Origin of the sequence: Krasilnikovia sp. MM14-A1004 (genome assembly GCF_047159485.1) — a bacterium.
In the GTDB taxonomy this organism is placed as follows: Bacteria; Actinomycetota; Actinomycetes; order Mycobacteriales; family Micromonosporaceae; genus Actinoplanes.
Genome location: NZ_AP038773.1, coordinates 1,466,265 through 1,492,438, shown reverse-complemented (window position 1 = coordinate 1,492,438; position 26,174 = coordinate 1,466,265). Strand labels below are relative to the sequence as shown.

The window sequence follows — 26,174 nt, the reverse complement described above, 5'->3', positions numbered from 1 at the left end:
TACACTGTGACACATGACGTCCAGTTGTAACACCCCCGACCTGGGGTCGGGCCCGGAACGGGGCGTGGCCGAGCGGCGGACCGCCGACGACGCGCTGCTGGACGCCGCCCGCGACTGCGTCCTCGCGGTCGGCCTGCGCCGCACCACCCTCACCGACGTGGCCCGCCGCGCCGGGGTCTCCCGGATGACCATGTATCGCCGCTGGCCCGACATGGCGTCACTGGTCGGCGACCTGATGACCCGCGAGTGGAGCGAACTGGCGCTGCGCGCCCGGGCGGCGGCGCGCGGGGAGCACGCCCGGGCCCGCATAGTCGACAGCCTCGCCACGGGCGCCGGCCAGCTGCGTACGCATCCGGTGTTCCGCCGCATCGTCGAGCTGGACCCGGAGATCCTGCTGCCCTACCTGGTGGACCGCCGCGGCACCAGCCAGGACCTGATCCTCGCCGCGCTGGTCGCGACGCTCGCCGAGGGCCACGCCGACGGCTCGGTGCGCGCCGCACCGCCCGCCGTGCTCGGCCGCGCGGTGCTGCTGGCCCTGCACGGCTTCGTCATCTCGGCCGGCACGATGACCGACGGGGTCAGCGAGGCCGACCTCGACGCCGAGCTGCGGCTGCTCCTCGACCGTTACCTCGCACCGACACCGGCGGCGTCATGACCGACACCGGCGGCGTCATGACCGACACCGGCGGCGTCATGACCGGCACCGCGCTCACCGCCGCCCGCCGCCGCCGGGAGCTGGCCGATCTGGCCGCGGGCACCACCGTCGACCTGCTGGTGGTCGGCCTCGGCGTCACCGGCGCGGGCGTCGCCCTGGACGCGGCCTCGCGCGGGCTCACGGTCGCCGCGGTGGACGCCCACGACCTCGCGTTCGGCACCTCACGGTGGAGTTCCAAGCTGGTCCACGGCGGACTGCGCTACCTGGCGGGCGGCCACCTCGGTCTGGCGTACGAGAGTGCGGTCGAGCGCGGCATCCTGCTGGGCACTGTCGCGCCGCACCTGATCACCGCGCTGCCGTCCGTGCTGCCGCAGACCCCGCTGGTCTCCGGCGGCCGCGCCGCCCTGGCCCGCGCCGGTTTCGCGGCCGGGGACGCCCTGCGGGCCGCGGCGGGCACCCCGGCCGCCCGGCTGCCGCGCTCGCGCCGGATCAGTCCCACCGAGGTGTCCCGGCTCGTCCCGGCGGTGCGCCGGGCCGGGCTGCGCGGCGGCGTGCTCGGCTGGGACGGCCAGCTCGTCGACGACGCCCGGCTGGTGGTGGCGCTGGCCCGCACCGCGGCCGGCCACGGCGCCCGCATCCTGACCCGCTGCCGGGTGACAGAGCTGCACGGCCGTGGCGCCACGGTCGTCGACACCCTGACCGGCCAGCAGCACCGGGTACGCGCCCGGATGGTGGTGAACGCGACAGGCGTGTGGGCGGACCAGCTCGACCCGGCCGTCCGGCTGCGCCCGTCCCGCGGCACCCACCTGGTGCTGCGCCCCGGCGCCCTGGGCGCCCAGGTCGCCGGGCTGACCATCGGGGTGCCGGGCGAGACCAACCGGTTCGTGTTCGCCCTGCCCCAGCCCGACGGCCACATCTACCTGGGACTGACCGACGAGCCGGTGGACGGCCCGGTGCCCGACGTCCCGGAGCCGAGCCCGGCGGAACGCGGCTTCCTGCTCGACGTGCTGGCCACCGCCGTGGATCCGGCACCGACCGAACAGGACGTGGTGGGCGCGTTCGCGGGGTTGCGCCCACTGCTGGCCGGTGGGGCGGACCGGACCGCCGACCTGTCGCGCCGGCACGCGGTACGCACCTCGCCCGGCGGTGTCACCACTGTGGTGGGCGGCAAGCTCACCACGTACCGGCGGATGGCGCGCGATGCCGTGGACGCGGCGCTACGCGCGGCCGGGCGCTCGCCCGGACGCTGCCGTACGGCGCGGCTCCCGCTGGTCGGCGCGGCCCCGCCGGAGACCCTGGCCCGGGTGCCCGCCCCGGCCCGGCTCGTGGCCCGGTACGGCACCGAGGCTCCGGCGGTACTGGCGTGCGCGGCCGGGGACCCGGCGCTGGCCGGGCCGGTCGCCGACGGCATCGCGGTGACCGGCGCGGAACTGCTGTGGGCGGTGCGCCGCGAGGGCGCCCTGGACGCGGACGACGTGCTCGACCGGCGTACCCGGATCGGTCTGGTCCCGGCGGACCGGGCGCGGGCCCTGCCGGCCGCCCGGGCCGCGCTCGCCCGGGCGTCGCGCGACCCGGACTGACCGGCACTGCGGGCGCGGTGGCCGGTCGGGTCGTCCGGGCGGGCCTCGCCCGCCCGGACGACCGCCGACCGTGGAGACCTACGCGGCGCCCGCGGGTTTCGACGGGGGCGCTTTGGCGTCGAGCGGGTGCGCCGCCCGGACCGCCCGCCGGGTGCGGTGCTGAGCCCGCTCGAACCGGCGGTGCAGCAACCCCAGCGAACTGGGCCGCACGTGCGCCACGGAAGCGCCCTGACGGGCCAGGACCTCGCGGTAGACCGCCTCGTAGCCCGCGCCGAGCCCGTCGATGTCGAACAGCTCGGCAACCCGCTGCCGGCAGGGCGCGGGATCGAGCTCGTCCAGCCGGCGCAGCGCCGCGGGCAGTTCCTCCGGATAGTCGCGGACGAACCCGGTGAGGCCGTCGACGACCACCTCGGAGACGGCACCGCCGCGCAACGCCACGACGGGCGTGCCGCAGGCCATCGCCTCGATCATGACCATGCCGAACGGCTCCTCCCACTGGATCGGGAAGAGCAGGCACCGGGCGTCGGCCAGCAACCGCCGCTTGGACACCGCGTCGGCGACGCCGTAGACCCGGTCGTCGGCGCTCAGGCGCGGCTCCACCTCCTGGGCGTAGTAGACCTTCTCCAGCGGCTCGGAGCACTTTCCGGCCAGGATCAGCGGCATGCCCGCGGCGTGCGCGGCCTCCAGCGCCAGGTGCGGCGCCTTCTGTGGATGGAACCGGCCGAGGAACAGGGCGTAATCACCCTTGTCCCGCCGGTACGGGAAGGAGTCGACCCGGATGGCGTTGTGTACCCGGCCCGCCCAGCGCAGCTCCGGCCCCAGCGCCCGCTGCCGGTCGCTGATGGCCACGAGTTCGATGTCGTCGTTGACCGCGGTGTAGAGATCATGCAGGTCCGACTGCACCGGACCGTGCATGGTCACCACCGTGGGCAGGCCCAGCAGGGCGAACGACAGGGCGTTCAGCGGGCCGGCCAGCGTGTGGTCGTGGACGAGGTCCACGCCGCGCTCGGCGACCAGCCGCTGGACCGCCGGGCGGACCAGCCCGGCGTGCACCAGCTCGGGGAACGGCTCACCGAGCCGTTCGGGGATCGGCGCCGGCCACACCGAGACCATGTCGGCCGACGTGCCGGTACGGCCCGCGCCGATCAGTGTCACGTGGTGCCCGCGTTGCACCAGAGCGTCGGTGAGGTCGGCGACCACCGACTCGACTCCCCCGTACCCCTGCGGTGGCACTTCGAAATAGGGCGGGACCACCATCGCGATCCGCAGCGGGCGCGCGTCCGCGTCGCCCTCCCCAGCCAGTGATTCCGGTGCCGACGGCGCCTCGCGGTCGGCCTGTTTGGGACCCTCCATCAGAACGTTCACGGCTCCTCCAGCCGCGGACGGTGTCCGATCTGTGATTAGCACCGTCCGCATATGACTGCTAACACGCCGTCGATCATGACGGGGGGTCTTCCGGCAAAGACGCGGTCCATTACGTCACATCCCCGTAACATTGATTGGTTCATTTGTCGAGCGCGCACACGTTGGCCAGGTCTCCGGCCGGGGGTCGGGCGAGCGTCCGGCTGGCCGGCGGTGCCACCCCCTGATTTACCCATTCCGTCAGCGCGGTGAACGCGCTGCGGAAACAGGGCAGGATTGGCCGCAGGCGGTCCGGGTACACGTCGAACAAACCGTCGACATGGTTGCCGCCCTCGACCCGGTAGTACCGGAAGATCCGGTCGGCGTGCCGGGCACGGACCAGAGCGGCGTAGACGTCGGAGTCGCGGGAGATCGGCAACAGCGCGTCCAGAGTGCCGTGCAGCGTGATCAGCGGACGCTGGATGCGCCCGGTCAGCGCGATCCGGGACACGGCGGCGCGCACCGCGGGCGGGCGCTGGGCGTACTCGTAGTCCGCGTCGCAGGCCGGGGTGCCGGGCGCGCAGAACGGCGTGCCCGCCTCGGTCGGCCCGTCGTAGCGCGGGTCGAGTTCCTCGCGGTAGATGCGCTGGGTCAGATCCCAGTAGACGCGGTAATGGTAGTCCCACAGGAACGCCGAATCCGGCGGAAAGCCCGCCGCCAGCAGGTCGGCGTACGCGGCCGGGTCGCCGGTGGCGGCGTACCGCGGGTACGAGCGCAGCGTCGCCGGCAGGAACGTGAGCAGGTTCGGCCCGCCCGCGCGCCACAGGGTGCCCTCCCAGTCCACCCCGCCGTCGTACAGCTCGGGGTGGTGTTCGAGCTGCCAGCGCACCAGGTACCCGCCGTTGGACAGGCCCGCCGCGTAGGTGCGTCGCGGTGCGGTGCCGTACCGCTGGTGCACGACCGCGCGGGCGGCACGGGTGAGCTGGGTGAGGCGGTCGTTCCACTCCACGATCGCGTCGCCGGGGAGCCGCCCGTCGCGGTAGAAGGCGGTGCCGACGTTGCCCTTGTCGGTGGCGGCGAACGCGTACCCCCGGGCGAGGACCCAGTCGCTGATGGCGAAGTCGTTGGCGTACTGCTCGCGCACCCCCGGCGAGCCGGAGACCACGAGGCCGCCGGTCCACCGCTCGGGCAGCCGGATCACGAACTGGGCGTCGTGCTGCCACCCGTGCGTGGTGTTGCCGGTCGAGGTGTCCGGGAAATACCCGTCGATCTGCAGGCCGGGCACCCCTGACGGGTTGTGGGCCCCGGCGGGGGTCAGGCCCGCCCAGTCGGCCGGATCGGTGTGGCCGTCCGCCACGGTCCCGGCGGTGGTGAGGTCGGCCAGGCAGGCGGCTACCTGGCGCTCGGCCCCCGGCACGACAGGGACCGGCATGGCTGCGCACTCTCCTGCGGCCGGCTCTGCGGCGGGCTTGGTCGGGGTGGCGCGGCCGGGCGAGGCCAGGGCAGCCTGACCGGGCAGCATGATCAAAACCAGGCCCGGGCCCAGCAGGGCGCGGACGCTTCGGGCAAGGACGGACACAACAGACCCCTTTCCGGTACGGGCGAGAGCAGGCGGCCACCCCTCGATCGGGGTGGCCGGATGCTGGGTGCAGGTCATGCTGCGGCGTGTCCGCGCCCGCGACCATGGCGCCGACGCACACTGCCGCACCTCCGCTATGGGTGCGTCTCGCGGAGGCGGTGCAGGCGGATGGCGAGCTGGAGCTCCAGGGCGCGTTCGGGGTGCTGCCAGTCCGCGCCGAGCAGCTGGCCGATCCGGGCCAGCCGCTGCGCCACGGTGTTGACGTGCACGTGGAGGGCGTCGGCCGCGCGGGCGGCGCCGCCACCGGCGGCGAAGTACGCCTCCAGCGTGTGCACCAGGGCGGTGCCGCGCCGCCGGTCGTACTCCAGCAGCGCGCCGAGAGTGTCGGTGACGAAGCCGCCCACGTCCCGCTCGGCGCCCACGAGCAGGCCGACGAAGCCCAGCTCGGCGGCGCTGGCCCCGTCCCCGGCGCGGCCGAGGGCGTGCAGCGCCGCGGCGCAGCGCTGAGCCTCCGCGTACGCGGTGGGCACCGCCTGCGGCCCGGCCACCGGGCCCGCGCCGCCCGCCGTGACCGGCGTACCCAGATATCCGCCCAGCTCGCGGGCCATCCGCCGGGCCGCGTCGCCGGGATGATCGCCGCCGACGAGCAGGGTCACGTTGCCGTCGCGCTGCGCGGCGAGCCCACCGTGGGCGGCGGCCTGGGCGGCACCCCACTGTGCCGCCCGTTCCCGCAGCCGCGCCGGGCAGGACAGCACCACGAGCACGTGCGCGTCGTCGAGGTCGACGCCGAGGCGCCGGGCCCGTTGCCGGACCGTCACGGGGTCGTCGACGCGCCGGGTGAGCAGGTCTTCCAGCAGCTCGCCGCGGACCCGGCTCTCGGCCTGGGCGAGGCTGCGCCGGAACAGCAGCAGCAACGCGGTCACCACTCCGGCGCGTTCCAGGATCCGGGTGTCGGTCTCGCTCAGCTCCCCCGGCGTACGCAACACCAGCGTGCACAGCGCCTCGCTGCCCGCGCCCGCGGCCAGCACCCAGTGCTCGCCGTGCCGGGTGGCCCGGCCCAGCGCGCGCCCGGCCGCCGCGGCGGCGGGCGGGCCGACGTCCCCGACCGCGCCCACCTCGGCCAGGCAGTGCCCGTCGGCGTCCAGGATTGCGAGCCCGCCGCCCAGCACCTCCGCGACCACGGCCGCGAGGTCGTCGAGGCCGCCGCCGCGCAGGATCAGCTCGGCCATCCGGTCGTGCGCCTCGGCGGCGCGTTCCAGCGACTCGCTGTGCTTGCGCACCACGGTGTTGACCGCGCCCAGCTCCTCCAGCGCGGCCCGGGTCTCGCCGAGCAGCCGGGTGTTGTCGAGGGCGACCGTGGCGTGCGCGGCCAGCGAGCTGAGCAGCGTCACCTCCTCGCGGGTGAACGGGCGGGCGCTGCGGTTGGCGGCGAACAGCACACCGAGCACCCGCGTGCCCAGCAGCATCGGCACGCCGAGGATCGCGACGAGTCCCTCCTCCGCGACCGCGGCGTTGATCTCGCTGACGTGCTGGAACCTGTCGTCCTCTGCATAGTTCGCTGTCACGTACGGTGCGGCGCTCTGCGCGACCAGCCCGCCGAGGCCCGCCCCGAGCGGCAGTCGCACCTGCTGGAACCGCGCCGACACCGACCCGTGCGTGACCCGCATGTATGTGTCGCCGCGCTCGTCGTCGTTCAGCGTCATGTACGCGACGTCCGTGTCGAGCAGCTCGCGGGCCCGGCGCACGATCGCGGCCAGCACCGCGTCGAGGTCGCGCAGGGTGGCCAGGTCCCCGACCGTGTCGACCAGCGCGCTCAGCTCGGCCTCGCGCCGGCGCCGCCGTTCCAGCAGCGCCCGGACCTGCAGGGCGAGCCCCTTGAGCCGGTCCAGCTCTTCGACGCTGTCGCGACCGTCGGCGCGGGCCTGCAGCAGGGGCCGCTCGAACTCCACGGGCGCGGCCTCGCGCAGCAGCAGTTCGAGGTACTCGGCGGCGGGGCCGGGCTCGGCCACGGTGCACCTCCTCGGCACGACGGTGCCGGTCAGTGTGCCGTCCATCCGCCGTCCATCACCAGAGAGGCGCCGGTAACGAAGGAGGCGTGCGGGGCGCACAGGTACGCCACCAGCTCGGCCACCTCGGCGGGCTCGACGAGCCGTTTGATCGCCGCGGGGGCCAGCATCACCCGTTCGACGACCTCGTCCTCGGGCAGCCCGTGGCGGGCCGCCTGATCCGCGACCTGCGCGCGCACCAGCGGGGTGCGCACGTACGCGGGGTTGACGCAGTTGGAGGTGACCCCGTGCGCGGCACCCTCCAGCGCGATCACCTTGGACAGCCCCTCCAGCCCGTGCTTGGCCGCCACGTACGCCGACTTGTACGGCGAGGCGCGCAGCCCGTGCACCGACGACACGTTGACGATCCGGCCCCAGCCCTGCGCGTACATGTACGGCAGGCAGCGGCGCACCAGCCGGAACGGTGCCTCCACCATCAGCCGCAGGATCAGCGAGAACATCTCCGGGTCGAACTCGTGCAGCGGGGCGACGTGCTGGAGGCCCGCGTTGTTGACGATGATGTCGGCGGCCGGGTCGAGCGCGTCGACCGCGGCCAGGTCGGACAGGTCGACGGTGTGCGCGGTGCCACCGATGTCCGCGGCGACCCGGGCGGCGGCGGGGCCGTCGCGGTCGAGCACCACGACGCGGGCCCCGGCGCGGGCCAGCCGTTCGGCGCAGGCGCGGCCGATCCCACCGGCGCCACCGGTGACCACCGCGGTACGCCCGGCGAGCGTATCTCCACTCAGGACGGTGGCGTCCGGACGGGGAATGAGGGTTTCCATGCGCGTCTCCTCAGGGCGGCAGGGACGATCGGGATGGGCAGGCTGCGGGCGGCGCCCCACAGGCCCTGCCGGAACAGCAGCACGACCAGGACGAACACGGTGCCCGTGACGATGCCGATCCCGTCGAACCCGGCGGTCGACAGGTAGTCCTCCAGCTGCACCACGAGCGCGGCCCCGAGCACGCTGCCCCACAGCGTGCCGATGCCGCCGAGGACGACCATCATCACGGCCTTGCCGGAGGTCGTCCAGTACACCTCCTGCAGCGACACGAAGCCGTGGCTGATCGCGAACAGTCCCCCGGCCAGCCCGGACAGCCCCGCCGACAGCACGAACGCCACCAGCTTGTACCGCTCCACCGGGTAGCCGAGGGCCCGTGCGCGGGCCGGGTTGTCGCGGATCGCGACGAGTACGTGCCCGAACGGCGAATGCACGACCCGCCACAGGCAGAACAGTCCGAACACGACGATCGGCAACCCGGTGTAGTAGAAGACGAACGGGTCACTCAGGTCCAGGCCGAACAGCTCGCGCGGGATGCCCTGCAGCCCGTTCTCGCCGCCGGTCAGGCCGCGCCACTGGTTGGCCACGAAGTAGACCATCTGGGCGAAGGCGAGGGTCACCATCGCGAAGTAGATGCCCTTGCTGCGCACGCTGAGCGCGCCGACCGGGACCGCCAGCGCGGCCGCGACGGCGGCCCCGCCGAACACCGCCACGGGGTACGGCAGCCCGGAATGCACGGCGATCAGACCCGACGCGTACGCGGCACTGCCCCAGAATGCGGCGTGGCCGAACGACAGCAGCCCGGTGTAGCCGAGCAGCAGATCCACCGCGGCGGCGAACAGCGCCCAGGTGGCGATGTCCATGGCCACGGGTGGATAGACCAGCCACGGCAGCGCCAGGGCGGTCAGCAGTCCGGCCGCCAGCAGCAGGTGACGGCGGGTGCCCGACCGGGCAAGCATGCGGAGCCGGCCGGGCATGCCCTCGTGGCCCTCGCTTCGCTCGGTGCGCTCGGTCATGCGGATCACGCGTGGGCCTCCTCGCGGCCGAACAGACCGGCCGGGCGCCACAGCAGCACCGCGGCCATCACGATGAAGATCAGGGTCTGGGAGAGCGCCGGGACGTACAGGTTGCCGAGCGCCTGGAGCAGGCCGATGGCGAAGCCCGCCAGCACGGACCCGAACACCGAACCGAGCCCGCCGATCACCACGACCGCGAACACCGCGATGACCAGGTCCGCGCCCATCAGCGGGTTGATGGCCCGCATGGGCGCGGCCAGCACCCCGGCCAGCCCGGCCAGCGCGACCCCGAACCCGAAGACCGGCGTGACCCACCGGCCCACGTCGATCCCGAACGCACCTGTCAGCTCGGGCCGTTCGGTGGCGGCCCGCACCACCAGACCCACCCGGGTACGGGTCAGCACGACCCACACCGAGGCGCACAGCACCACCGAGGCGGCCAGCACGAACACCTGGTACGCCGGGTAGTCGAACAGCCCGAGGTGCACAGAGCCGGTCAGTTCCGCCGGGCGCGGGTACGGCTGGGACTGCACGCCGTACCCGCGCTTGACGAGGTCCTGCAGGACGAGGGTGAGCCCGAAGGTGAGCAGGAAGTTGTACAGCGGATCGAGCGGGGCGAGGCGGCGGATCAGCGTGCGTTCCAGCACCGCGCCCAGCACGAACAGCACGGCGGGCACGAGCAGCAGGGCCGCCCAGAACGGCACCCCGAACCGCGCGAGGGCGACGTACGCCCCGAAGGCACCGAGCATGTAGCAGGCGCCGTGGGCGAAGTTGACCACGCCCAGCATGCCGAAGATGACGGCCAGGCCGAGCGCCAGCAGCGCGTAGAAGCTGCCACTGACCAGTCCGTTGAAGCACTGTTGCAGCACGTCGGTCTCCGTCAGGACATCGCGCAGCCGCCGGCGGCAGCCGGACGGAACGCCTTCTCGGCCGGGATGGTGCGCAGGATCTTCTCGTAGTCCCAGTCCGTGGTGACCTGACTCTTGGGCTTGACCTCGGCCAGGTACACGTCGTGGATCACCCGGTGGTCCTGCGCCCGGATGCTCGCGTGGCGCGCGAACACGTCGTCGTACTGATAACCCTCCAGCTTGCCCACGACGTCGTCGGAGGCGTCGGTCCCGGCCCGCTGCACCGCCTCCAGGTACTGCAGGGCGGCCGAGTAGTTGGCGGCGTGCGCGAACGACGGCCGGGTCCCGGTCTGTGCCGTGAAGCGGTCGGCCCACTGCCGGTTGCGTTCGTCGAAGTTCCAGTACCAGGCGTCGGTGAACGTGGTGCCCGCGAACGCGTCAGGGCCGAGCGAGTGGATGTCGGTGATGAACATCAGGCCGACGGACAGCTTGATGCCCTGCTCGCGCAGCTTGAACTCGTTGTACTGCTTCACCACGTTGACCAGGTCGCCGCCCGCCTGCATGGTGCCGAGCACGTCCGGCTTGGGCTTGAGGGTGGGCGCCTTCAACAGGTACGTGGAGAAGTTGTCGTTCGGGAACGGGGTGGGATCCGCGGCGACCACGGTGCCCCCGGCCGCGCCGATCGCGGTGCGGAACGACTTCTGCATGTCCTGCCCGAACGCGTAGTCCGGATACACCAGGTACCAGTTCTTGTTGCCCTGCTTGGTCACCTCGGTGCCGGTGCCGTTGGCCAGCATGTACGTGTCGTACGCGTAGTGGAACGTGTATTTGTTGCACTGCTTGCCGGTCAGCTCCGTGGTGGCCGCGCCGATGTTGAAGTACAGCTTGCGATTCGCCTTCGCGACGTTCGCCACGGCCAGCGCGGCCGAGGAGGTGGGCACGTCGAGGATGATGTCGGCCTGCTGCCGGTCGTACAGTTCCCGGGCTTTGGAATTGGCGATGTCGGGCTTGTTCTGGTGGTCGGCGGAGATGACCTCGATGTTCTTCGTGACGGCCCGGGCGCCGTATTTGGCCTGGAAGTCGGCGACGGCCATCCGGACCGCTTCGACGCTGTCCTTGCCGGACAGGTCGGCGTACACACCTGACTGGTCGTTGAGCACGGCCAGCACGATCTTTCCGTCGCTGATCTTCTCGTCGCCGCCGCCGCCGGGACCGCCCCGGCCGCACCCGGCGATCAGCAGGACACCGACGGTCGACGCGGCGCACAGCGCCCGCGTTGTCTTGCGCATGGGGATCTCCTCGGGGGTGTTCTCAGATGCCGAGGTACGCCAGCAGCTCATGCTCGCGTTCGCGTACCTGGTCGTTGTCGAGCGCCTCGACCACCCGGCCCTGCGCCAGCAGGTGGTGCCGGTCGGCGACGCTCGTGGCGAAGTGCAGGTTCTGTTCGATGAGCAGCACGGTGACCCCGGCCGCCTTGATCTGCCGCAGGATGTCGCCGATCTGCTGCACCAGCAGGGGTGAGAGCCCTTCGGTCGGCTCGTCGCAGAGCAGCAGCCGGGCGCCGCTGCGCAGCACCCGGGCCAGAGCCAGCATCTGCTGCTCCCCGCCGGACAGGTGGGTTCCGGTGGCGCGGCGGCGCTGTTTCAGCACCGGGAAGGTCGCGTAGACGCGGTCGAGGGGCCACGGGTCCGGCCCGACGACCGGCGGCAGCAGCAGGTTCTCCTCGACACTGAGGGTCGCGTAGATGCCGCGGTCGTCGGGCACGTACCCGAGCCCGGCGCGGGCGCGCCGGTGCGCGGGCCGGGTGTGGAAGTGGGTGTCGCCGAGGAACGTGATGCTCCCGGCGGTCGCTGTGTGCAGCCCCATGAGGCAGCGCAGCAGGGTGGTCTTCCCGGCGCCGTTGCGGCCGACCAGGGTGACGATCTCCCCGGCGGCGACGCTGAGGCTGACGTCGCGCAGCACCTGCGCCTCGCCGTACCCGGCGCTGACTGCGTCAACGGTCAACATGGGATTCCCCCAGGTACGCGGTGATCACGCGGGGGTCGGCGCGTACCTCGGCGTAGCCGCCCTCGACCAGGACGTCGCCGTGCTGCAGCACAGTGACCCGGTCGGCCAGGCTGCGCACCACTGTCATGTTGTGCTCGACCAGCACGACGGTGCGGCCCGCGCGGACCCGGGCGATCAGGGCGACCGTGCGGTCCACGTCCTCGGCGCCCATCCCGGCGGTGGGCTCGTCGAGCAGCAGCACCCGCGGGTCGAGTGCCAGCGCCACGGCCAGTTCGAGGGCGCGTTTGCGGCCGTACGCCAGCTCGGCGGCCGGGGTGTCCGCGGCGTCGGCGAGGCCCACCTCGTCGAGCAGGTGCAGGGCGCGGTCGCGGAACCGGCCGAGGTGGCGTTCCGAGCGCCAGAACCGCCAGCCCAGCCCGGTCTGCGCCTGCAACGCCAGTTCGACGTGTTCGCGGGCGGTGACCTTGGGGAACAGCGTGGTGATCTGGAACGAGCGGGCCACCCCGAGCCGGGCGACCCGTTCCGGTGCAAGCCCGGTGACGTCGCGCCCGTCGAGGGTGATCCGCCCCGCCGACGGGCGCAGGAAGCCGGTCAGCAGGTTGAACAGGGTCGTCTTGCCGGCACCGTTCGGGCCCACGAGCGCGTGCACGCTGTCGTGTGCCACGTCGAGGTCCACCCGGCCGACGGCCGGGAAGCCGCGGAACCGCTTGCCGAGGCCGCGCGCCCGCAGGATCGGCTCCACCTTGGTCCCCTCCCACATGTCGCGGGCGCCGCCGGACCGGTGGCGCCTGTGCCGCGAAACGCTATGGGAGAGTGACCGGGGTCACTATGTGCGCCGAACACACGGGACGGCGGGGTCTGGTGGGGTGACGCCCCACGTCGGGGCGCCACCCCGGTCAGGACTGGGACGTCGACGCGGAGGGCGGCACCGGGAGGACGGGCCACCACCGCGGCAGATGGCCCAGCATCCTGCCCGCCACCCGGTCGGTGCGCACCGGTGGGACTTCGACCGCCACCCCCCGATTGTCACCGAGCAGGTAGACCCTGCCCGCGGTGACGGTCGTCGTCGGACAATCCGTTTGCGTACCGGCATTCAGGTACGGCTCGTCCAGCGCCGTCCCGTTGCGCAGGACCCGCCCGTCGCGGCAGGTGATCGTGTCACCGGGCAGCCCGATCACGCGTTGCGCCATGATCACCGAGCCGTCCTGGAACGCGACCACGTCGCCGTACCGCAGGCCGGTCGCCCGGAACGAGACCCGGTCCATCAGCCAGCGGTCGCCCACCTGCAGGCCCGGCTCCATCGCACCCGACGGCACGTACATCGGGGTGAGCACCCAGTGGTGCACCGCGGCGGCCAGCGGCAGCAGCACGAGCGCCGCGACGATGATCCGGCGGCGCACCCGGATCCGGGTGGGCACGTCGGCGCGCCGGGCGCGCCGCTCCCGCAGGGCGGTCCGGATGCCGCCGAACGACCAGCGCAGCGCCTCCCACTCCCCCCGCGTCTGGGCGAACTCCGCCAGGACGGCTTCGCCCCACGGGCCGCCCTCGCCGCCGCGGCCGCGCACGGCCAGGGCCAGCGCCCGATAGGCGACGCGGCGCAGCGGACCGTCCGTCCGGACCGGGCGGTCCAGCCCGGCCACGGCGCTCACTGGAACACCCCGAAGGCGAGGCGGGGGCCGCCGCGACGGGCGGGCGCGACAGGGGCGGCGGCGGACCGGTCGAGGCGGTCGCGGGCGAGCACCGCCCCGTCCGCGGTGAGCCGGTACGTGTGCCGGGGCGGGCGACCGGGTTCGTCGGACGGCTCCCACCCGGTGTCGAGCAGGCCCTGCTTGGCGAGCCGCATGAGGATCGGGTAGAGGGTGCCGGAGGCGAGGCCGGTCTCCCGGCTGAGGTCGTAACCGTAGCGCCAGCGCTCCGGGTCGCTGATCAGCGACTGGAACACCAGCAGGGTCTGGGGTGAGGTATGCGGGATGCGAGGCACGGCGAAACTCTACATAACTAGACCATGCTTGACCAGGGCTTGATCACGGGAAAAGGCAACGCGTGACCGGCCATCGACGAGAATTCACCGCGCGTTCGCGCCGCGGCACCACCAATCGGGGGGCAAACGCTGGCGCGGCCCGCGCGGGCCGGGTGACCATCGGCGGTATGGAGAACGCGCGACCGGACTCCGAAGTCCCGACGCCCCCGCTGCAACCGTGGGGCCGCAGCTCCTTCCCGCCCATCGCCGACTACGCGTTCCTGTCCGACTGCGAGGTGAACTGCCTGGTCGCCCCGAACGGGGCGGTCGAGTGGATGTGCCTGCCCCGGCCGGACTCGCCCAGCGTGTTCACCACCATGCTCGACCGCAGCGCGGGCGCGTTCCGGCTCGGCCCGTACGACGAGATGGTGCCCGCCGCGCGGCGCTACATGCCGGGCAGCCTGATGCTGGAGACGACCTGGCAGACCCGTACCGGGTGGCTGATCGTGCGCGACGCGTTGTGCATGGGCCCGTGGCACAACATCGACGAGCGCTCCCGTACCCACCGCCGCTCCCCCACCGACTACGACGCCGAGCACTGCCTGCTCCGTACGGTGCGCTGCGTCAGCGGGTCGGTGGACCTGTCGATGACCTGCGAACCCGTGTTCGACTACGGCCGTCGCGAGCCCGCCTGGCGCTACGAGGGCCCCGGCTACGGGCACGTCGTCGCCGAATGCCCCGACGCCGAGGTCAGCCTGCGCCTCACCACCGACCTGCGCCCCGGCATCGAGGGCCGCGGCCTCAACGCCCGGACCCGGATGGTCGAGGGCGAGACCCACTTCGTGGCGCTGTGCTGGTCGGCCCTGCCGCCCCCGCTCACCCTGGACGACGCGATGTGCCGGATGGGCCGCACCTCCGAATACTGGCGACAGTGGATCACCCTGGGCGACTTCCCCGACCACCCGTGGCGCAGCTACCTGCAGCGCAGCGCCCTGACCCTCAAGGGCCTCACGTACGCGCCGAGCGGTGCGCTGCTGGCGGCCGCCACCATGGCGCTGCCCGAGACCCCGAGGGGCGAACGCAACTGGGACTACCGGTACGCGTGGGTGCGCGACTCCACGTTCGCCCTGTGGGGCCTGTACACACTGGGCTTCGACCGCGAGGCCAACGACTTCTTCTACTTCATCCACGACGCCTGCAAGGACGGGCACGACCTGCAGGTCATGTACCGGGTCGGCGGCGAACGGGAGATCGAGGAGGAGGCGCTGCCGCACCTGTCCGGGTACGAGGGCGCCTTCCCCGTACGGCTCGGCAACGCGGCGTACAAGCAGAAACAGCACGACGTGTGGGGTGCCGTGCTGGACTCGGTGTACCTGCACGCCCGCTCCCGCGAGCAGCTGCCCGAGTCGCTGTGGCCCGTACTCAAAAGGCAGGTCGAACAGGCCGCCGCGCACTGGGAGGAACCGGACCGCGGCATCTGGGAGGTGCGCGGCGAGCCGCAGCACTTCGTCTCCAGCAAGGCGATGTGCTGGGTGGCCCTCGACCGCGGCGCCCGCCTGGCCCGCCTCTACGACGAGCCCGAGTACGCCGAGAAGTGGCAGACCCTGGCCGACCAGATCCACGAGGAGGTGTGCGCCAAGGGCGTCGACGCCCGCGGCGTCTTCGTGCAACGGTACGGCTCGACCGCGCTGGACGCCTCGGTGCTGCTGCTGCCCCTGCTGCGGTTCCTGCCCGCCGACGATCCCCGGATCAGGGCCACGGTGCTGGCGGTCGCCGACGAACTGACCGTGGACGGGCTGGTGCTGCGCTACCGCGTCGAGGAGACCGACGACGGGCTGTCCGGTGCGGAGGGCGCGTTCACGATCTGCTCGTTCTGGCTGGTGTCGGCGCTGGTCGAGATCGGCGAGGTGGAACAGGCCCGCAAGTTGTGCGAGCGGCTGCTGGCGTACGCCAGCCCGCTGGAGCTGTACGCCGAGGAGATCGACACGAACAGCGGGCGGCACCTGGGCAACTTCCCGCAGGCCTTCACCCACCTGGCGCTGATCAACGCGGTGATGCACGTGATCCGCGCCGAGCAGAGCGTGGCACCGGGCCAGTTCAGCCCGGCGAACCCGGCCAGCGCCTGATGCCGCCCCACACCGACCTGGAACGGGCGCTGGCCGAGGCGGCCCGGGTGGCGCAGCGCGCGCCGTCGGTGTTCAACACCCAGCCGTGGCGGTGGCGGGTCGGCTCGCGCACCCTGGAGTTGCGCTGCGACCCGCAGCGGCAGCTCGCCCCCGCCGACCCCGAGGGGCACCAGCTGCTGCTGAGCTGCGGCGCCGCGCTGCACCACGCCCGCCTCGCCGTGGCCGCCGCCGGTCGCCTCGCGGACGTGTCCCGGCTCCCCGACCCCGCCGACCCCGACCTGGTGGCGCTCCTCGACGTACACGGGCGGGCCGACCCCGGTCCCTGGGTACGCCGGCTGCGCGGGGCCATCCCGGCGCGGCACACCGACCGGCGGCCCTTCGGCCCCACCCCGGTGGACCCCGCCGCCCTGGCCCGGCTGCGGGCGGCCGCGCACGCCGAGCAGGCCGGGCTGTACCCGATCCCGGACGGCCGGGTGCCGACGCTGGCGCGGGCGGCGGCGGCGGCCGCGGCGGCCGAGCAGGCGGACCCGGCGTACCGGGCCATGACGGCGCGGTGGACCGGGCGCCCGCCCGGCAGCGACGACGGCGTCCCACCCGGCACGGCGGTCCGTCCCGGCCCGCACCGCGTACCGGTCCGGGACTACACCCCGCCCGCGGACGCCGGGCTCCCGGCGGTCGTGAGTCCGGCGCCGACCCTGGCGGCCGGGAAGGGCGACGACCGCGGCACGACGTACGCGATCCTCCACGGGCCCGGCGAGGGTCCGGGCGACTGGCTGCGCGCCGGGGAGGCGCTGTCGGCGGTGCTGCTGACCGCGGTGGTGGAAGGGCTGGCGTGCTCCCCGATGACCGACGTGCTGGAGGTACCGGACGCTGAGGCGCTCGTGCGGGGCCTGCTGCCCGGCGGCGACGTGCCGTATGTCGTGCTACGGATCGGGGTCGCGGTGGAGGACGGGGCCCCGCCGCCCACCCCACGCCGTGGCGCGGGCACGGTCGTCGGGTACACCGGGCCGCACCGGAGTTGATCGTCGGGCCCAGTATGGTTCCCGACCGGTACCGGCCGTGGGAGGGCGACAGCTGTGCACGACGAAGACACCTGGACGGTGCCGACCACCGGGCAGCGGGTGTTCACCGACAGCTGGGGCGAGGCGTACGACGACGCCTTCCTGCTGGCATCGGCCGACGGCGCCGGGACGGTCGTGACGCTGCACCTCGACGGCACCGTACGGTTCTCCGACCCGGCCGACGGCCGGCAGGTCCGGGCACCGCTGCCGGTGTCGGCCATGTACCCGCCGAAGGACGAACTCGCCGTGCTGCGGGGCCCCGGTGGACGCCAACTCCTGCAGGTCGACACGGGCGCCGACGAGGACGAGCCCGAACCGCTGATCTGGGACCCGGCAACGGGTGAGCTGACCTCGGACGCGGAGCCGGATCCGCAACCGCGCCGGGCCCTGATACCGCCCCGGTACGCCGACGAGACCGCGTGGGTGAAGGTCCTGGCGGCGCTGCCGGGCGGCGTACGGGTGGTCAGCGGGCACAACAAGGTGCCCGACCTGCTCGTCTGGGACGTGGCCACGGGCCGCCGCGTCGGCACCGCACCCCTCGGTGCGGAGGCCGGGGTCAGCGCGCTCGCCGCCGTGCCCGTCCCCGGCGGGGGCACCGTGCTGGCCTCCGGTGACTACCGCCGATCCACCATCCAGTGGTCGGACGGCGGGACCGGCGCACCGACCGGTTCCCCCGTCGATGCCCACCCGGGCGGAGTCAACGATCTGCGGCCGATGCCGCTGCCGGACGGGCGGACGCTGCTCGTCTCGGCCGGGGGCGACGGGGTGATCCGGTTCTGGGATCCGGCCACCCGGGCCCGGACCGGCCGGGAGATCACCACGGGCCGGCAGGGGGTGCACCGCATTGCCGTCGTCGGGGGCACCTCGCGGCCGATGGTGCTTTCGGCCGGGAACGTGGGCGTCCAGCGATGGAATGCGCTCACCGGCGAGCCGATCGGGGCACCGTTGGCCACCGACGGGCGCGTGGAGACGGCGCTGACCGTCCTGACCGACGCGACCGGCCGCACGTTGATCGCCGCCGCGGGCAGCCGCGACACGGACCGCGTTCGGCTGTGGGTCGCCGAGACCGGGGAGCCCGCCGGTGTCCTGTCCGATGCGGCGAACGGCGTGACGGGGATCGCCGTGGACCTGGTCCCGGTCGCCACCCCCGCCGGGGATCTGCTGGCCTGCTCCGATACCGGGGCGGGGATCACGCTGTGGGATCCGGTCACGGTGGCGCCGGTCCGGTCGCCGTTGCGCGGGCACGTCCAGGGCGATCCGTACAACACGCTCGTGACGTTGCTGCCCTGGCCCGGACCGGGCGGGACCGGCCTGCTGTCCGGCGGCTGCGACAGCACCATCCGGTACTGGGCGCCGGAAGTCCTGCTGCCCCACGGCGCCGCCTGACAGGCAGTCTTTGCCGTCCCCGCGGCCGATCCGTCGGCGGCTTCGCACTCGCGTACGCTGCCGCGGTGTCGTACCGCGCCGCCCGCCTTGCCGCTGTGCCATTCATGATGGTGGCGTTTGCCCTGCGGATCGTCACCGAGTTCGGGGTCACCCCGCTGACCTACGCGCTGAGATCCGCTGAGTGGAGCGTGGCCATCTCCACGGCCTCGGCGGTCACCGCCGTCCTGATCCCGTGGGGCGGGTACTGGCTGTGCACCCGACCTGCCTGGCATCGAGCGGCCGAATGGGGCGTGGACACCGACCGGCGCCGCTTCGTCGCGGACCTGACTCCGCGCTGGGCCGGCCCGCAGTGCGTGTTCATCGGTTGGTTCAGCGGCAGCCTCGTGCCCCACGAACGCGTGCCCGGCATGGACCAGGTGCGCATCGCCGATCTGGGCATCGTCACGGACGTCTTCACGGTCTGCGCCGTCGTCGGGCTGATCCTGGGCGCGGTGGTGATCGTGGCGGGCTATCCACGGCTGACTCTCGATCCGGGTGGCGTCGCCGTCCACAGGCTGATGGGCTGGCGGAGGCAGTTCGGCTGGGACGAGTTGGTGCCCGGCGGCCCACCGCCGCCGACCGGCCGGAACCCCCGGGTCGTCACGGTGTACCGCCGTCCGCCTCCCGAGTCGCCCCACACGTTCCGTCCCTGGCACCTGCGGGCGGACCGCCTGCACGTGGATCCGGCGTTCCTCGCACACACCCTGCGCCGCTACCTCGACCACCCGGAACACCGCCCGGCCATCGGCACCGAAGAGGAACTCGCCGCGTTGCGGGCCGCATTCACCCCCAGCCCCGTCGGCTGACCCTTGTCACCCGTTGGGGGTGATCCGCGCCATGGCATGTCCGGCGATGACGCCATCGAATATAGATGGGCGCAAAATTGCGCGGGCCGACAATAGCGGAATGTCGAGATATGACCCCGGCGCCGCCGTGACAAACCGCCGACTATCAGATCGTTCAGCTCAGGGCAAAGCCTGGAACCCGACACTGCACCACATTGTGATCAGCGTATTTGACAATCAATGTGGATAGAGCAATCGGCTACCGCCACGCCGAATCGTACCTGCCCGCATCGGGGCGAACGGGGGGCCCACCATTCACGCGCGACCCTGCGCGGCTGGGCTGTCTCAGCACGTCGGACCTTGAGGCCACGAGGCATCGTCAACCCGTTCAAAGGAGAGATCCATGCCAGGTTTTCGCGATGTGGAAGCAATTACGGTCTACCCGGCGGACCCCGGCGGCACATTCCGGGTGCCCACCGTCCAGAAGGCAACAGGCTTCGACGTACGCCTCGAAGCGGAAGCCGGCAACGGGCGCATCGGGCCCGGCGAACTCACCCCCTACAGGGCCACCATTCAGATCCGCAATCTCACGCGATTCGCGCTCGTGACGGTGAACGCCGCTCCCGCGAACGCACAAGGCAACATCGGGCAGAACGAGACCTGGAAAACGAATGACCAGCTCTTCGTCTTCAAGGTCGCCGGAGGTTCGGCCGGGATCGATCCGGGCGACCTTCTGGAGGTCGTCGGTGCGGTCGCCGCCGGAGCGCCACTGGGTGACGTGACGAACGACTTCTCATTCGTACAGAGCGGGATCTTCCAAGTGATCTGACGGCGCTCGGACGACACGCGAAGAGCGGCGCCGGCCCCGTACCGGTCGGGGTCGGGGTCGGCGCCGGTGTGCGTCGGGTGACCGTGCTCGCCTTCCGGTAGCCCTCCCCGGGCAGGGGTTCGAGCCCGGGGTCAGGGGCGCAGGAGCGCCTTGATCGCGCGGCGTTCGTCCATGGCCCGATAGGCCTCGGCGGCGTCGTCCAGGGGCAGCGCGAGGTCGAAGACCTTTCCCGGGTCGATGGCCCGGCTGGTGATCAGGTCGATGAGTTCGGGCAGGAAGCGCCGTACCGGCGCGGGGCCGCCGTGCAGATGCACGCCGGAGAAGAACAGTTCGATGCCGGGCAGCTCGACACCGTGGGCCACGCCGACGTAGCCGACGTGCCCGCCGGGGCGGGTGGAGTGGATGGCCTGCATCATCGACTCCCGGGTGCCGACGGCCTCGATGGTCGAGTGCGCGCCGAGCCCGTTCGTCAGGTCCTTGATCCGGGCCACGCCCTCCTCGCCGCGTTCGGTGACGATGTCCGTGGCGCCGAATTCCAGGGCCAGCTTCTGCCGGTCCGCGTGGCGGCTCATCGCGATGATGCGTTCGGCGCCGAACTGCTGGGCGGCGAGCACACCGAGCAGCCCGACCGCGCCGTCGCCGACCACGACGACCGTCTTGCCCGGCCCTGCTGCCGCGGCGACCGCGGCGAACCATCCCGTGCCGAGCACGTCGGACGCGGCCAGCAGGCCGGGAATCAAATCCTCGGACGGACTCTGGGCGACCGCGACGAGGGTGCCGTCGGCCAGCGGGATCCGCGCGTATTCGGCCTGGGTGCCGATGGCGCCGATCGGCTCGGCGTGCACGCACCGGGACTGATACCCGGCCCGACAGATCTCGCAGGTGTTGTCGGAGGCGAAGAACGAGCCGACCACGAACTGACCTGGCTTGATCGAGGCGACATCGCCGCCGACCTCCTCGACGACGCCGACGTATTCGTGGCCCATCGGGCTGGGTCCGTCGACCTTCGCGATACCGCGGTAGGGCCACAGGTCGGAACCGCAGACGCAGGCGGCGGCGATCCGGATGATCGCGTCGGTGGGTCGCTCGATCCGCGGATCGTCCCGTGTCTCGACCCGGACGTCGCCGGGGGCGTACAGCATAGTTCCGCGCATCGGGATGATCCCTTCCGAAGGTGATGCGGCAGTACCGACGCGATGCCGGCCGACGTGCGCCGGTGCGCTGGTGGCCTGAGGTCAGTCCAGTTCCCCGGTTCGGCGCCGATATGCGGATCGGGGGCCAGCGGCCGGCGTGGCCGGCCGCCCACCGGGGTTCGGCATCCATGTAAGCCGCTTCCGTGCGCCGGTGGGAGGGTCTGTCGATCCAGGTAATGACAGAACCCCCTTGGGCCGCCCCGCACCGACCGCGACCGTCGCGAAGCACCGCCCGACCGCCGACGCTAGCCTTTGCACATGATCACCTTGAGCCGGGCGACGCTGGTCGGCGACGAGTTGGACAGCCTCGTCGAGATCTGCCTGTCCCAGCCCGACTACTGGCGGTGCAGCGGCGACCAGGACCCCGAGTCGATGTCCCGGGCCACGCTCGAGCCGATGCTCCGCGAGGACGCGGAGGCCGATGGATGCGAGACCGTCGTCGCCCGCGACGGCACCGGCCGCGCAGTGGGCTTCGCCCAACTGCTGCTGCGCCATCCCACCGACGGTCACCCCTGGATCGGCCTGCTGCTGGTCGACGGACGGCAGGGACGCCAGGGGTACGGCCGGACGATCGTCACCGCGATCGAGGACCGGTTCCGGGCCGAAGGCGCCACCGCCATCCGCCTCGGGGTTCTGGTGGTGAACCCCGAGGCGCAGCAGTTCTGGGAAGCGCTGGGCTACCGCCGGATCGACCTGCGCCCGGACCGCGCCAAGGGCCGACCCACCCGCGTGATGGAGAAGCGGCTGTAGCCCGTCAACGCACGCTCACGACCACCTTGCCGAGGGCGCGTCCCTCGCCCACATCGGCCAGCGCCGCGGGCACGTCGTCGAGGCCGACCGTGTGGCTGATGTGGATCCTGAGGGCACCTGTCGCGCAGAGGTCGGCGACCGGGCCGAAATGCGCGGGCCCTTCCCTGACCGCGAGCACGCCGAGGCGCCGGCCCGTGAGCAGACCCGCCAACGAACCGACCGTCAGCACACGCACCAGCGCCGAGACCGACCCGCCGACACACCGGTAACGGCCACCGCGGGCCAGGGCCCGGCGGTAGGCGAACACCGACCGGTGGGCGACCAGATCGAGGACGAGATCGTACGGACCGGCACGCGTGAAGTCCTCGCTCCGGTAGTCGATGACCTTGTCCGCGCCCACCGACCGCATGAAGTCGAGCTTGCTCGCGTTGTCGACGCCGGTCACCCGGGCGCCGAGTCGCTTGGCGAGCTGGATGGCGAACGCACCCGAACCTCCGCCCGCACCGTTGATCAGGACCCGGTGCCCGGCCGCGACGCCGCCGGTGCCCTGCCACGCGATCACGCCCGCCTGCGGGATCGTCGACGCCTCGGCGAATGTCAGCGCGGCGGGTTTAGGAGCCAGCGCGGACTCGGGGGCGATGGCGTACTCGGCGAAGCCGCCCTTGAGCCGGAGGTTGTCGCCGTACACCTCGTCACCGGGCTTCCATCGGGTGACGGCCGGGCCGACCGCCTCGACCCATCCGGCGATGTCGGAGCCGAGGATCCGGCGGGCCGGGGTGCGCAGGCCACCGATGCGCGAGTACAGCGGGGTGCCGCGCAGGGTCTCCCAATCGCTCAGATTCACCGAGGTCGCCGCGACCTTGACCAGCACCTGACCGGCGGCCGGAGACGGCGTGGGGACGTTCTCGATCCGCAACACGTCCGGGGGGCCATACCGGTCGTACACGACCGCTCTCATTCGCCCATCCTCAACTCTCCGGCGGCGTGGGCCTCTTCCCGAAATGCCTCGGCCACGCCAGGACACCTCGCCAGCTTCGCGCGCAGGATGCGGAGCCGCTCGGTGACGCGGGAACTACCCGCCTTGCGGGACAGATGGAGTGCGCGCGTTGCGGCTTCGGCCGCGCGTTCGACCTCGTTCGCCTGGAGCAGCGACTCGGCGAGCCAGGTCAAGTAGAGCGACGTCTCCCGCCCGGTCTCCTCGCCGTACCCGGCGGTCGCGCGCTCCAGGATGGGAACCGCTCGCAGCGGGCGGCGGAGCTGAGTCCAGACTCGCCCGGCCATGATGTCGATCTCGCCCTCGTCGAGCCAATAGACCCAGATCGGATCGTCGGCCGGCTGGCGATGTCCGTACTGTTCCTCAACCGTGCCGAGGGCGCGCTCGGCCGCGCCGACCTCACCGACCCGAGCCTCGGCCCAGGCGATTCGTTCGGCGAGGAGCGCCTTGGTCGTCGCGCTGGCCGCGTGACGCGCGCCAGCGAAGGCGGACTTCGCGAGCGTCACTGCCTCTCTGGCGTCGCCGACGTTGGCTATCTGGTATGCCAGCGACGAGAGATTGTTGGCCGCGCCCGCCACGTCTCCGCCTGCGTGGGCGGCACGCATCCCGGCGAGGTAGTAGCGCTCCGCCTCGGCATGGCGTCCCGCATCGCTGGTGACCCACCCGGCCACCTGAGCCAGCTCGCCGATCGCGACAAGGAGACGCCTGCCGACGCCTTCGGTGTAGGCGGCGTCGCGGAGGAGCGCAGCCGTCGCCATGAGCTCCCCGGTGACCATCGCATGCGTGTCCTGTCCTCCGACATAGTCATCGAGCTTGCGGAGCTGATGGACGCGCTTCTCCACGTCCATGACCTGAGACACCCCGATTCGGCGGCCAGCACGAGTGGCGGTGACCTGGGGCGGTTCGGCGATCAACCACATGTGCGCCAGCGTGCGAGCGTTCTCTGCCGTGGGCGTCGTCGCCAGCACAGCGGCGGCAAGCCGTTCGGAGTCCTTCGGCCGCCAGATCCCGTTGTCGAGTTTCCACGGTTCGCCGCGCGCGTCGGCCAGTGCGGCTAGTTCCCCGCCCGCTTGGTAGATCTCGTCGAGAGCCTGGGCGATCAACGGCGTGGGTGGCCGCTTGTCGGCCTCGACGCGCGAGAGATGCCCGGAGTCGAGATGTGCTCGGCGAGCGGCCTCACGGAGCGACATGCCGCCGCGAAAGCGTCGAGCGGCTTGCCCGAATGTCTCCACCGATGGCCCTCCGTGCCGCCAAAGTGTTGCCAACGCTGCCAGGTCCTCAGCCTGCCGGATGGCAGCGCTTGACCACCACTCCTGTCGCCCTGGTGGTTCTAGCGTCAAGCCGACGGCTTCGGTTCCCCGGTTGCAGGGAGGCATGATGCGCCATTGGCACGAGCAGCACGGGTGTAGGCACACGGTCGGACCGCCTCCAAACACGCCACGTTGGTCGGCCGAGCCGGCGCGCGTGTTTCGGCGACTCCGCGCGGCCGTGGTGGTATGCCCGAACGAACCCCGGTGGTCGACCGACATCGAGACGTTGGGCAAACTGCTGACCGCCTTGCGGGCATGGAATCCGGGACTGGACAGCGGAACAAGGCCACAGTGGACCCCGCGTGGACGACATGGCTAGCACCTCACGGCACGGCGAACTGCTGTTCCTCGCGGAGTCTGCTTACAAGTTCGGCGTGGGTCCAATCTTGGTCCACGCGCCTGAACTTCTCGCAGAAACAGTCTTTGACAATCGGCTCTGGTTCCACATCACGGCGGAGGTCGCCAACGGCGACCAAGCCCTGCACGGCGCATTCCTGCGACGCGAACTCTACGTAGATGCGGCGGCGCTTCCGCGCTCTCACTCGCTGTGGCGCGCATCCGCACGCTAGATCGGGATATTTCGCGACGCACGCGCGGCCTACGCATACATCCAACCAATGGGGAGGTGAGTACGTCATGTCCATGGCAGAAAGCGCCGGGGCAGTCTTCCAGATTGCTGAGAACGGGTTACCGGCACAGAGCCTGGCCGCCGTGAGCGAAGAAATTGAGGAGACGATCGGCCGTATCGGTGCGGTTGTCGGTGACACCCAGAACGATTACATCATGGGTGCGTACCATCAGCTTCGCACCGCGAAGGAAGACATCGAACGGGCACGCGCCGCCGTTGAGGGTTGCCGGGAGTCGTTGCAGTCGTACGCGGGTTGGGTACTCGGCGGGTCTTGAGGAGCTGGCGGATCACCTCCGCCGTCACCACAACATGACAACAGTTCACCCCTGGCTCCAGCAGCTCCAATTTCGAGGATCGTACGGGATGCTGCGGGGCGCCTCCGCCTTCCGCCGGGTGCTCTGGTCGCAGGCATCGCCCTGGATCATGACGGGCACGAGTTGCATCCCGGCCCCATCGCGAACGGCGCGAGAGGCCAGATAGTCGACAACGCCGCGACGCTCGTACGAGACTGGCTTCCGTGGTCTCGTGCAGGGAACGTGGGTCTAGCTCACGTAGAGGGTCACGTAGCCGCGCTGATGCGTGAACGGCCGGAATTGGAATACGTTCACTTGGTGTTGACCAGCGAACCATGCAAAGGCAAGTTTGGATGCAATGCGCTCTTGCGAGATATGCTCCCCATTGGATCGACACTTGACGTCTATGTCCGGGAGCGAGGAAAATTGAGGTTTCATGATCGATACTTCGGAAATGGAAGGGTGGTCAGGCCTCGCGATGACGATTGAGATTCAGTGGGACAACGGCGAGAAGACAGCGAGTGTCAGCAGCGCGACTGAACTTGACGAGGTCCTCAACCGCATTGAAGCCCAACGTGGACCTACGGGGCTCCATTTTGTAGTTGACATCACGAAGAACGAAGAGCATCGAGGGATGCCGGTTGGTCTTCATATGAGTGTCGGACACCCGGATAGGGCACGTGTCTTCTGGATTGGGCCGGGCGACGGTGTTGGCTACGAGCCCGGGGTCACGGCGTGGGACGGGAAGCCGATCGAGTTCGATTACGGACACCTTCCGACCGAGGAAGACCCGAATTGCCTGCGCGTCACTCCCGTGAAGGCACGTGAAGCGGCACGCCAGTTCGTCGAGACCGGTGAACGGCCGACGTGCCTTGCGTGGGGAAAGTAACCCCTGCGCCCCACACCTCATTTCCGAACGCGCAGCTCGCCACTCCGGCCCTGCAGCAGGGCAAAGGAGTGATGGTGAGAC

Annotated in this window: 26 protein-coding genes; 12 read left to right on the top strand and 14 right to left on the bottom strand. The window is 71.8% G+C overall.

The features are described 5' to 3' along the window. Positions 1-13 precede the first annotated feature (13 nt). Entirely contained in the window at positions 14-655 is a 642-nt protein-coding gene (locus ACMCNN_RS06960) for a TetR/AcrR family transcriptional regulator (RefSeq protein ID WP_412745339.1), read from the top strand. A 38-nt stretch (positions 656-693) separates the two neighbouring features. Beyond that, the gene (locus tag ACMCNN_RS06955; RefSeq protein WP_412747090.1) at positions 694-2,235 is read left to right on the top strand and encodes a glycerol-3-phosphate dehydrogenase/oxidase; all 1,542 of its coding nucleotides are present in this window, start codon (positions 694-696) and stop codon (positions 2,233-2,235) included. 78 nt (positions 2,236-2,313) lie between these two features. Here ACMCNN_RS06955 and ACMCNN_RS06950 read toward each other — a convergent pair whose 3' ends face one another. The 11 genes from ACMCNN_RS06950 to ACMCNN_RS06900 all read right to left on the bottom strand — a co-directional run bounded on the left by ACMCNN_RS06950 (position 2,314) and on the right by ACMCNN_RS06900 (position 13,831). Further along, entirely contained in the window at positions 2,314-3,492 is a 1,179-nt protein-coding gene (locus ACMCNN_RS06950) for a glycosyltransferase family 4 protein (RefSeq protein WP_412747089.1), read from the bottom strand. 247 nt (positions 3,493-3,739) lie between these two features. Then, positions 3,740-5,155, bottom strand: coding sequence for a tannase/feruloyl esterase family alpha/beta hydrolase (locus ACMCNN_RS06945; protein ID WP_412745338.1), 1,416 nt, complete (start codon positions 5,153-5,155; stop codon positions 3,740-3,742). A gap of 134 nt (positions 5,156-5,289) precedes the next feature. Then, on the bottom strand, positions 5,290-7,209 hold the full coding sequence (locus tag ACMCNN_RS06940) for a helix-turn-helix domain-containing protein (protein WP_412745337.1): 1,920 nt from the start codon (positions 7,207-7,209) through the stop codon (positions 5,290-5,292). After that, positions 7,194-7,982, bottom strand: coding sequence for a 3-hydroxybutyrate dehydrogenase (locus ACMCNN_RS06935; RefSeq protein ID WP_412745336.1), 789 nt, complete (start codon positions 7,980-7,982; stop codon positions 7,194-7,196). The genes ACMCNN_RS06940 and ACMCNN_RS06935 overlap by 16 nt, the downstream gene beginning before the upstream one ends. Further along, positions 7,943-8,995, bottom strand: a complete 1,053-nt coding sequence (locus tag ACMCNN_RS06930) for a branched-chain amino acid ABC transporter permease (RefSeq protein ID WP_412747088.1) — start codon at positions 8,993-8,995, stop codon at positions 7,943-7,945. The genes ACMCNN_RS06935 and ACMCNN_RS06930 overlap by 40 nt, the downstream gene beginning before the upstream one ends. Positions 8,996-9,000: 5 nt before the next feature. Continuing rightward, positions 9,001-9,879, bottom strand: coding sequence for a branched-chain amino acid ABC transporter permease (locus tag ACMCNN_RS06925; RefSeq protein WP_412747087.1), 879 nt, complete (start codon positions 9,877-9,879; stop codon positions 9,001-9,003). Next, a complete protein-coding gene (locus tag ACMCNN_RS06920) occupies positions 9,876-11,132 on the bottom strand; it encodes an ABC transporter substrate-binding protein (protein ID WP_412745335.1) in 1,257 nt (418 codons plus the stop codon). The genes ACMCNN_RS06925 and ACMCNN_RS06920 overlap by 4 nt, the downstream gene beginning before the upstream one ends. Before the next feature lie 22 nt (positions 11,133-11,154). Then, on the bottom strand, positions 11,155-11,850 hold the full coding sequence (locus ACMCNN_RS06915; protein ID WP_412745334.1) for an ABC transporter ATP-binding protein: 696 nt from the start codon (positions 11,848-11,850) through the stop codon (positions 11,155-11,157). Continuing rightward, on the bottom strand, positions 11,837-12,592 hold the full coding sequence (locus tag ACMCNN_RS06910) for an ABC transporter ATP-binding protein (RefSeq protein ID WP_412745333.1): 756 nt from the start codon (positions 12,590-12,592) through the stop codon (positions 11,837-11,839). The genes ACMCNN_RS06915 and ACMCNN_RS06910 overlap by 14 nt, the downstream gene beginning before the upstream one ends. Positions 12,593-12,746: 154 nt before the next feature. Next, positions 12,747-13,499, bottom strand: a complete 753-nt coding sequence (gene lepB / locus ACMCNN_RS06905; protein WP_412745332.1) for a signal peptidase I — start codon at positions 13,497-13,499, stop codon at positions 12,747-12,749. Further along, positions 13,496-13,831: a PadR family transcriptional regulator gene (locus tag ACMCNN_RS06900; RefSeq protein ID WP_412745331.1), complete on the bottom strand. Its 336-nt coding sequence runs from the start codon at positions 13,829-13,831 to the stop codon at positions 13,496-13,498. The genes lepB and ACMCNN_RS06900 overlap by 4 nt, the downstream gene beginning before the upstream one ends. A 167-nt stretch (positions 13,832-13,998) precedes the next feature. Here ACMCNN_RS06900 and ACMCNN_RS06895 point away from each other — a divergent pair, with 167 nt between their 5' ends. The 5 genes from ACMCNN_RS06895 (at position 13,999) to ACMCNN_RS06875 (ending at position 20,036) form a co-directional block, all read left to right on the top strand. Continuing rightward, positions 13,999-15,936 carry a glycoside hydrolase family 15 protein gene (locus ACMCNN_RS06895; RefSeq protein WP_412745330.1) on the top strand — a complete coding sequence of 646 codons (1,938 nt, stop codon included), beginning with the start codon at positions 13,999-14,001 and terminating at the stop codon, positions 15,934-15,936. Then, on the top strand, positions 15,936-16,958 hold the full coding sequence (locus ACMCNN_RS06890) for an Acg family FMN-binding oxidoreductase (RefSeq protein ID WP_412745329.1): 1,023 nt from the start codon (positions 15,936-15,938) through the stop codon (positions 16,956-16,958). Before ACMCNN_RS06895 ends, ACMCNN_RS06890 begins: the two co-directional genes overlap by 1 nt. A 54-nt stretch (positions 16,959-17,012) precedes the next feature. After that, positions 17,013-18,383: a WD40 repeat domain-containing protein gene (locus tag ACMCNN_RS06885; RefSeq protein WP_412745328.1), complete on the top strand. Its 1,371-nt coding sequence runs from the start codon at positions 17,013-17,015 to the stop codon at positions 18,381-18,383. Positions 18,384-18,448: 65 nt separating this feature from the next. Then, complete coding sequence (locus tag ACMCNN_RS06880; protein ID WP_412745327.1) at positions 18,449-19,228, top strand: hypothetical protein; 780 nt, start codon at positions 18,449-18,451, stop codon at positions 19,226-19,228. Between the two features lie 382 nt (positions 19,229-19,610). Next, a complete protein-coding gene (locus ACMCNN_RS06875) occupies positions 19,611-20,036 on the top strand; it encodes a hypothetical protein (RefSeq protein ID WP_412745326.1) in 426 nt (141 codons plus the stop codon). A gap of 131 nt (positions 20,037-20,167) precedes the next feature. On the opposite strand, the gene ACMCNN_RS06870 is transcribed toward ACMCNN_RS06875, so the two are convergent. Further along, complete coding sequence (locus ACMCNN_RS06870; RefSeq protein WP_412745325.1) at positions 20,168-21,190, bottom strand: zinc-dependent alcohol dehydrogenase family protein; 1,023 nt, start codon at positions 21,188-21,190, stop codon at positions 20,168-20,170. A 297-nt stretch (positions 21,191-21,487) separates the two neighbouring features. Between ACMCNN_RS06870 and ACMCNN_RS06865 the strand changes: the two genes are divergently transcribed. Next, positions 21,488-21,979: a GNAT family N-acetyltransferase gene (locus tag ACMCNN_RS06865; protein WP_412745324.1), complete on the top strand. Its 492-nt coding sequence runs from the start codon at positions 21,488-21,490 to the stop codon at positions 21,977-21,979. A 4-nt stretch (positions 21,980-21,983) separates the two neighbouring features. Here the strand turns inward: ACMCNN_RS06865 and ACMCNN_RS06860 are convergent, their stop codons facing one another. Further along, positions 21,984-22,937 (bottom strand): NAD(P)-dependent alcohol dehydrogenase, encoded by a 954-nt coding sequence (locus ACMCNN_RS06860; RefSeq protein ID WP_412745323.1) that lies wholly within the window; start codon positions 22,935-22,937, stop codon positions 21,984-21,986. Continuing rightward, positions 22,934-24,205 (bottom strand): helix-turn-helix domain-containing protein, encoded by a 1,272-nt coding sequence (locus ACMCNN_RS06855; protein ID WP_412745322.1) that lies wholly within the window; start codon positions 24,203-24,205, stop codon positions 22,934-22,936. The genes ACMCNN_RS06860 and ACMCNN_RS06855 overlap by 4 nt, the downstream gene beginning before the upstream one ends. 380 nt (positions 24,206-24,585) lie before the next feature. Between ACMCNN_RS06855 and ACMCNN_RS06850 the strand changes: the two genes are divergently transcribed. The 4 genes from ACMCNN_RS06850 (at position 24,586) to ACMCNN_RS06835 (ending at position 26,093) form a co-directional block, all read left to right on the top strand. Continuing rightward, positions 24,586-24,852, top strand: coding sequence for a hypothetical protein (locus ACMCNN_RS06850; RefSeq protein WP_412745321.1), 267 nt, complete (start codon positions 24,586-24,588; stop codon positions 24,850-24,852). A gap of 67 nt (positions 24,853-24,919) precedes the next feature. Further along, positions 24,920-25,186: a hypothetical protein gene (locus ACMCNN_RS06845; protein ID WP_412745320.1), complete on the top strand. Its 267-nt coding sequence runs from the start codon at positions 24,920-24,922 to the stop codon at positions 25,184-25,186. A 162-nt stretch (positions 25,187-25,348) separates the two neighbouring features. Continuing rightward, complete coding sequence (locus ACMCNN_RS06840) at positions 25,349-25,693, top strand: DddA-like double-stranded DNA deaminase toxin (RefSeq protein WP_412745319.1); 345 nt, start codon at positions 25,349-25,351, stop codon at positions 25,691-25,693. Next, positions 25,641-26,093: an Imm1 family immunity protein gene (locus ACMCNN_RS06835; RefSeq protein ID WP_412745318.1), complete on the top strand. Its 453-nt coding sequence runs from the start codon at positions 25,641-25,643 to the stop codon at positions 26,091-26,093. Before ACMCNN_RS06840 ends, ACMCNN_RS06835 begins: the two co-directional genes overlap by 53 nt. The last annotated feature ends 81 nt before the right edge of the window (positions 26,094-26,174 follow it).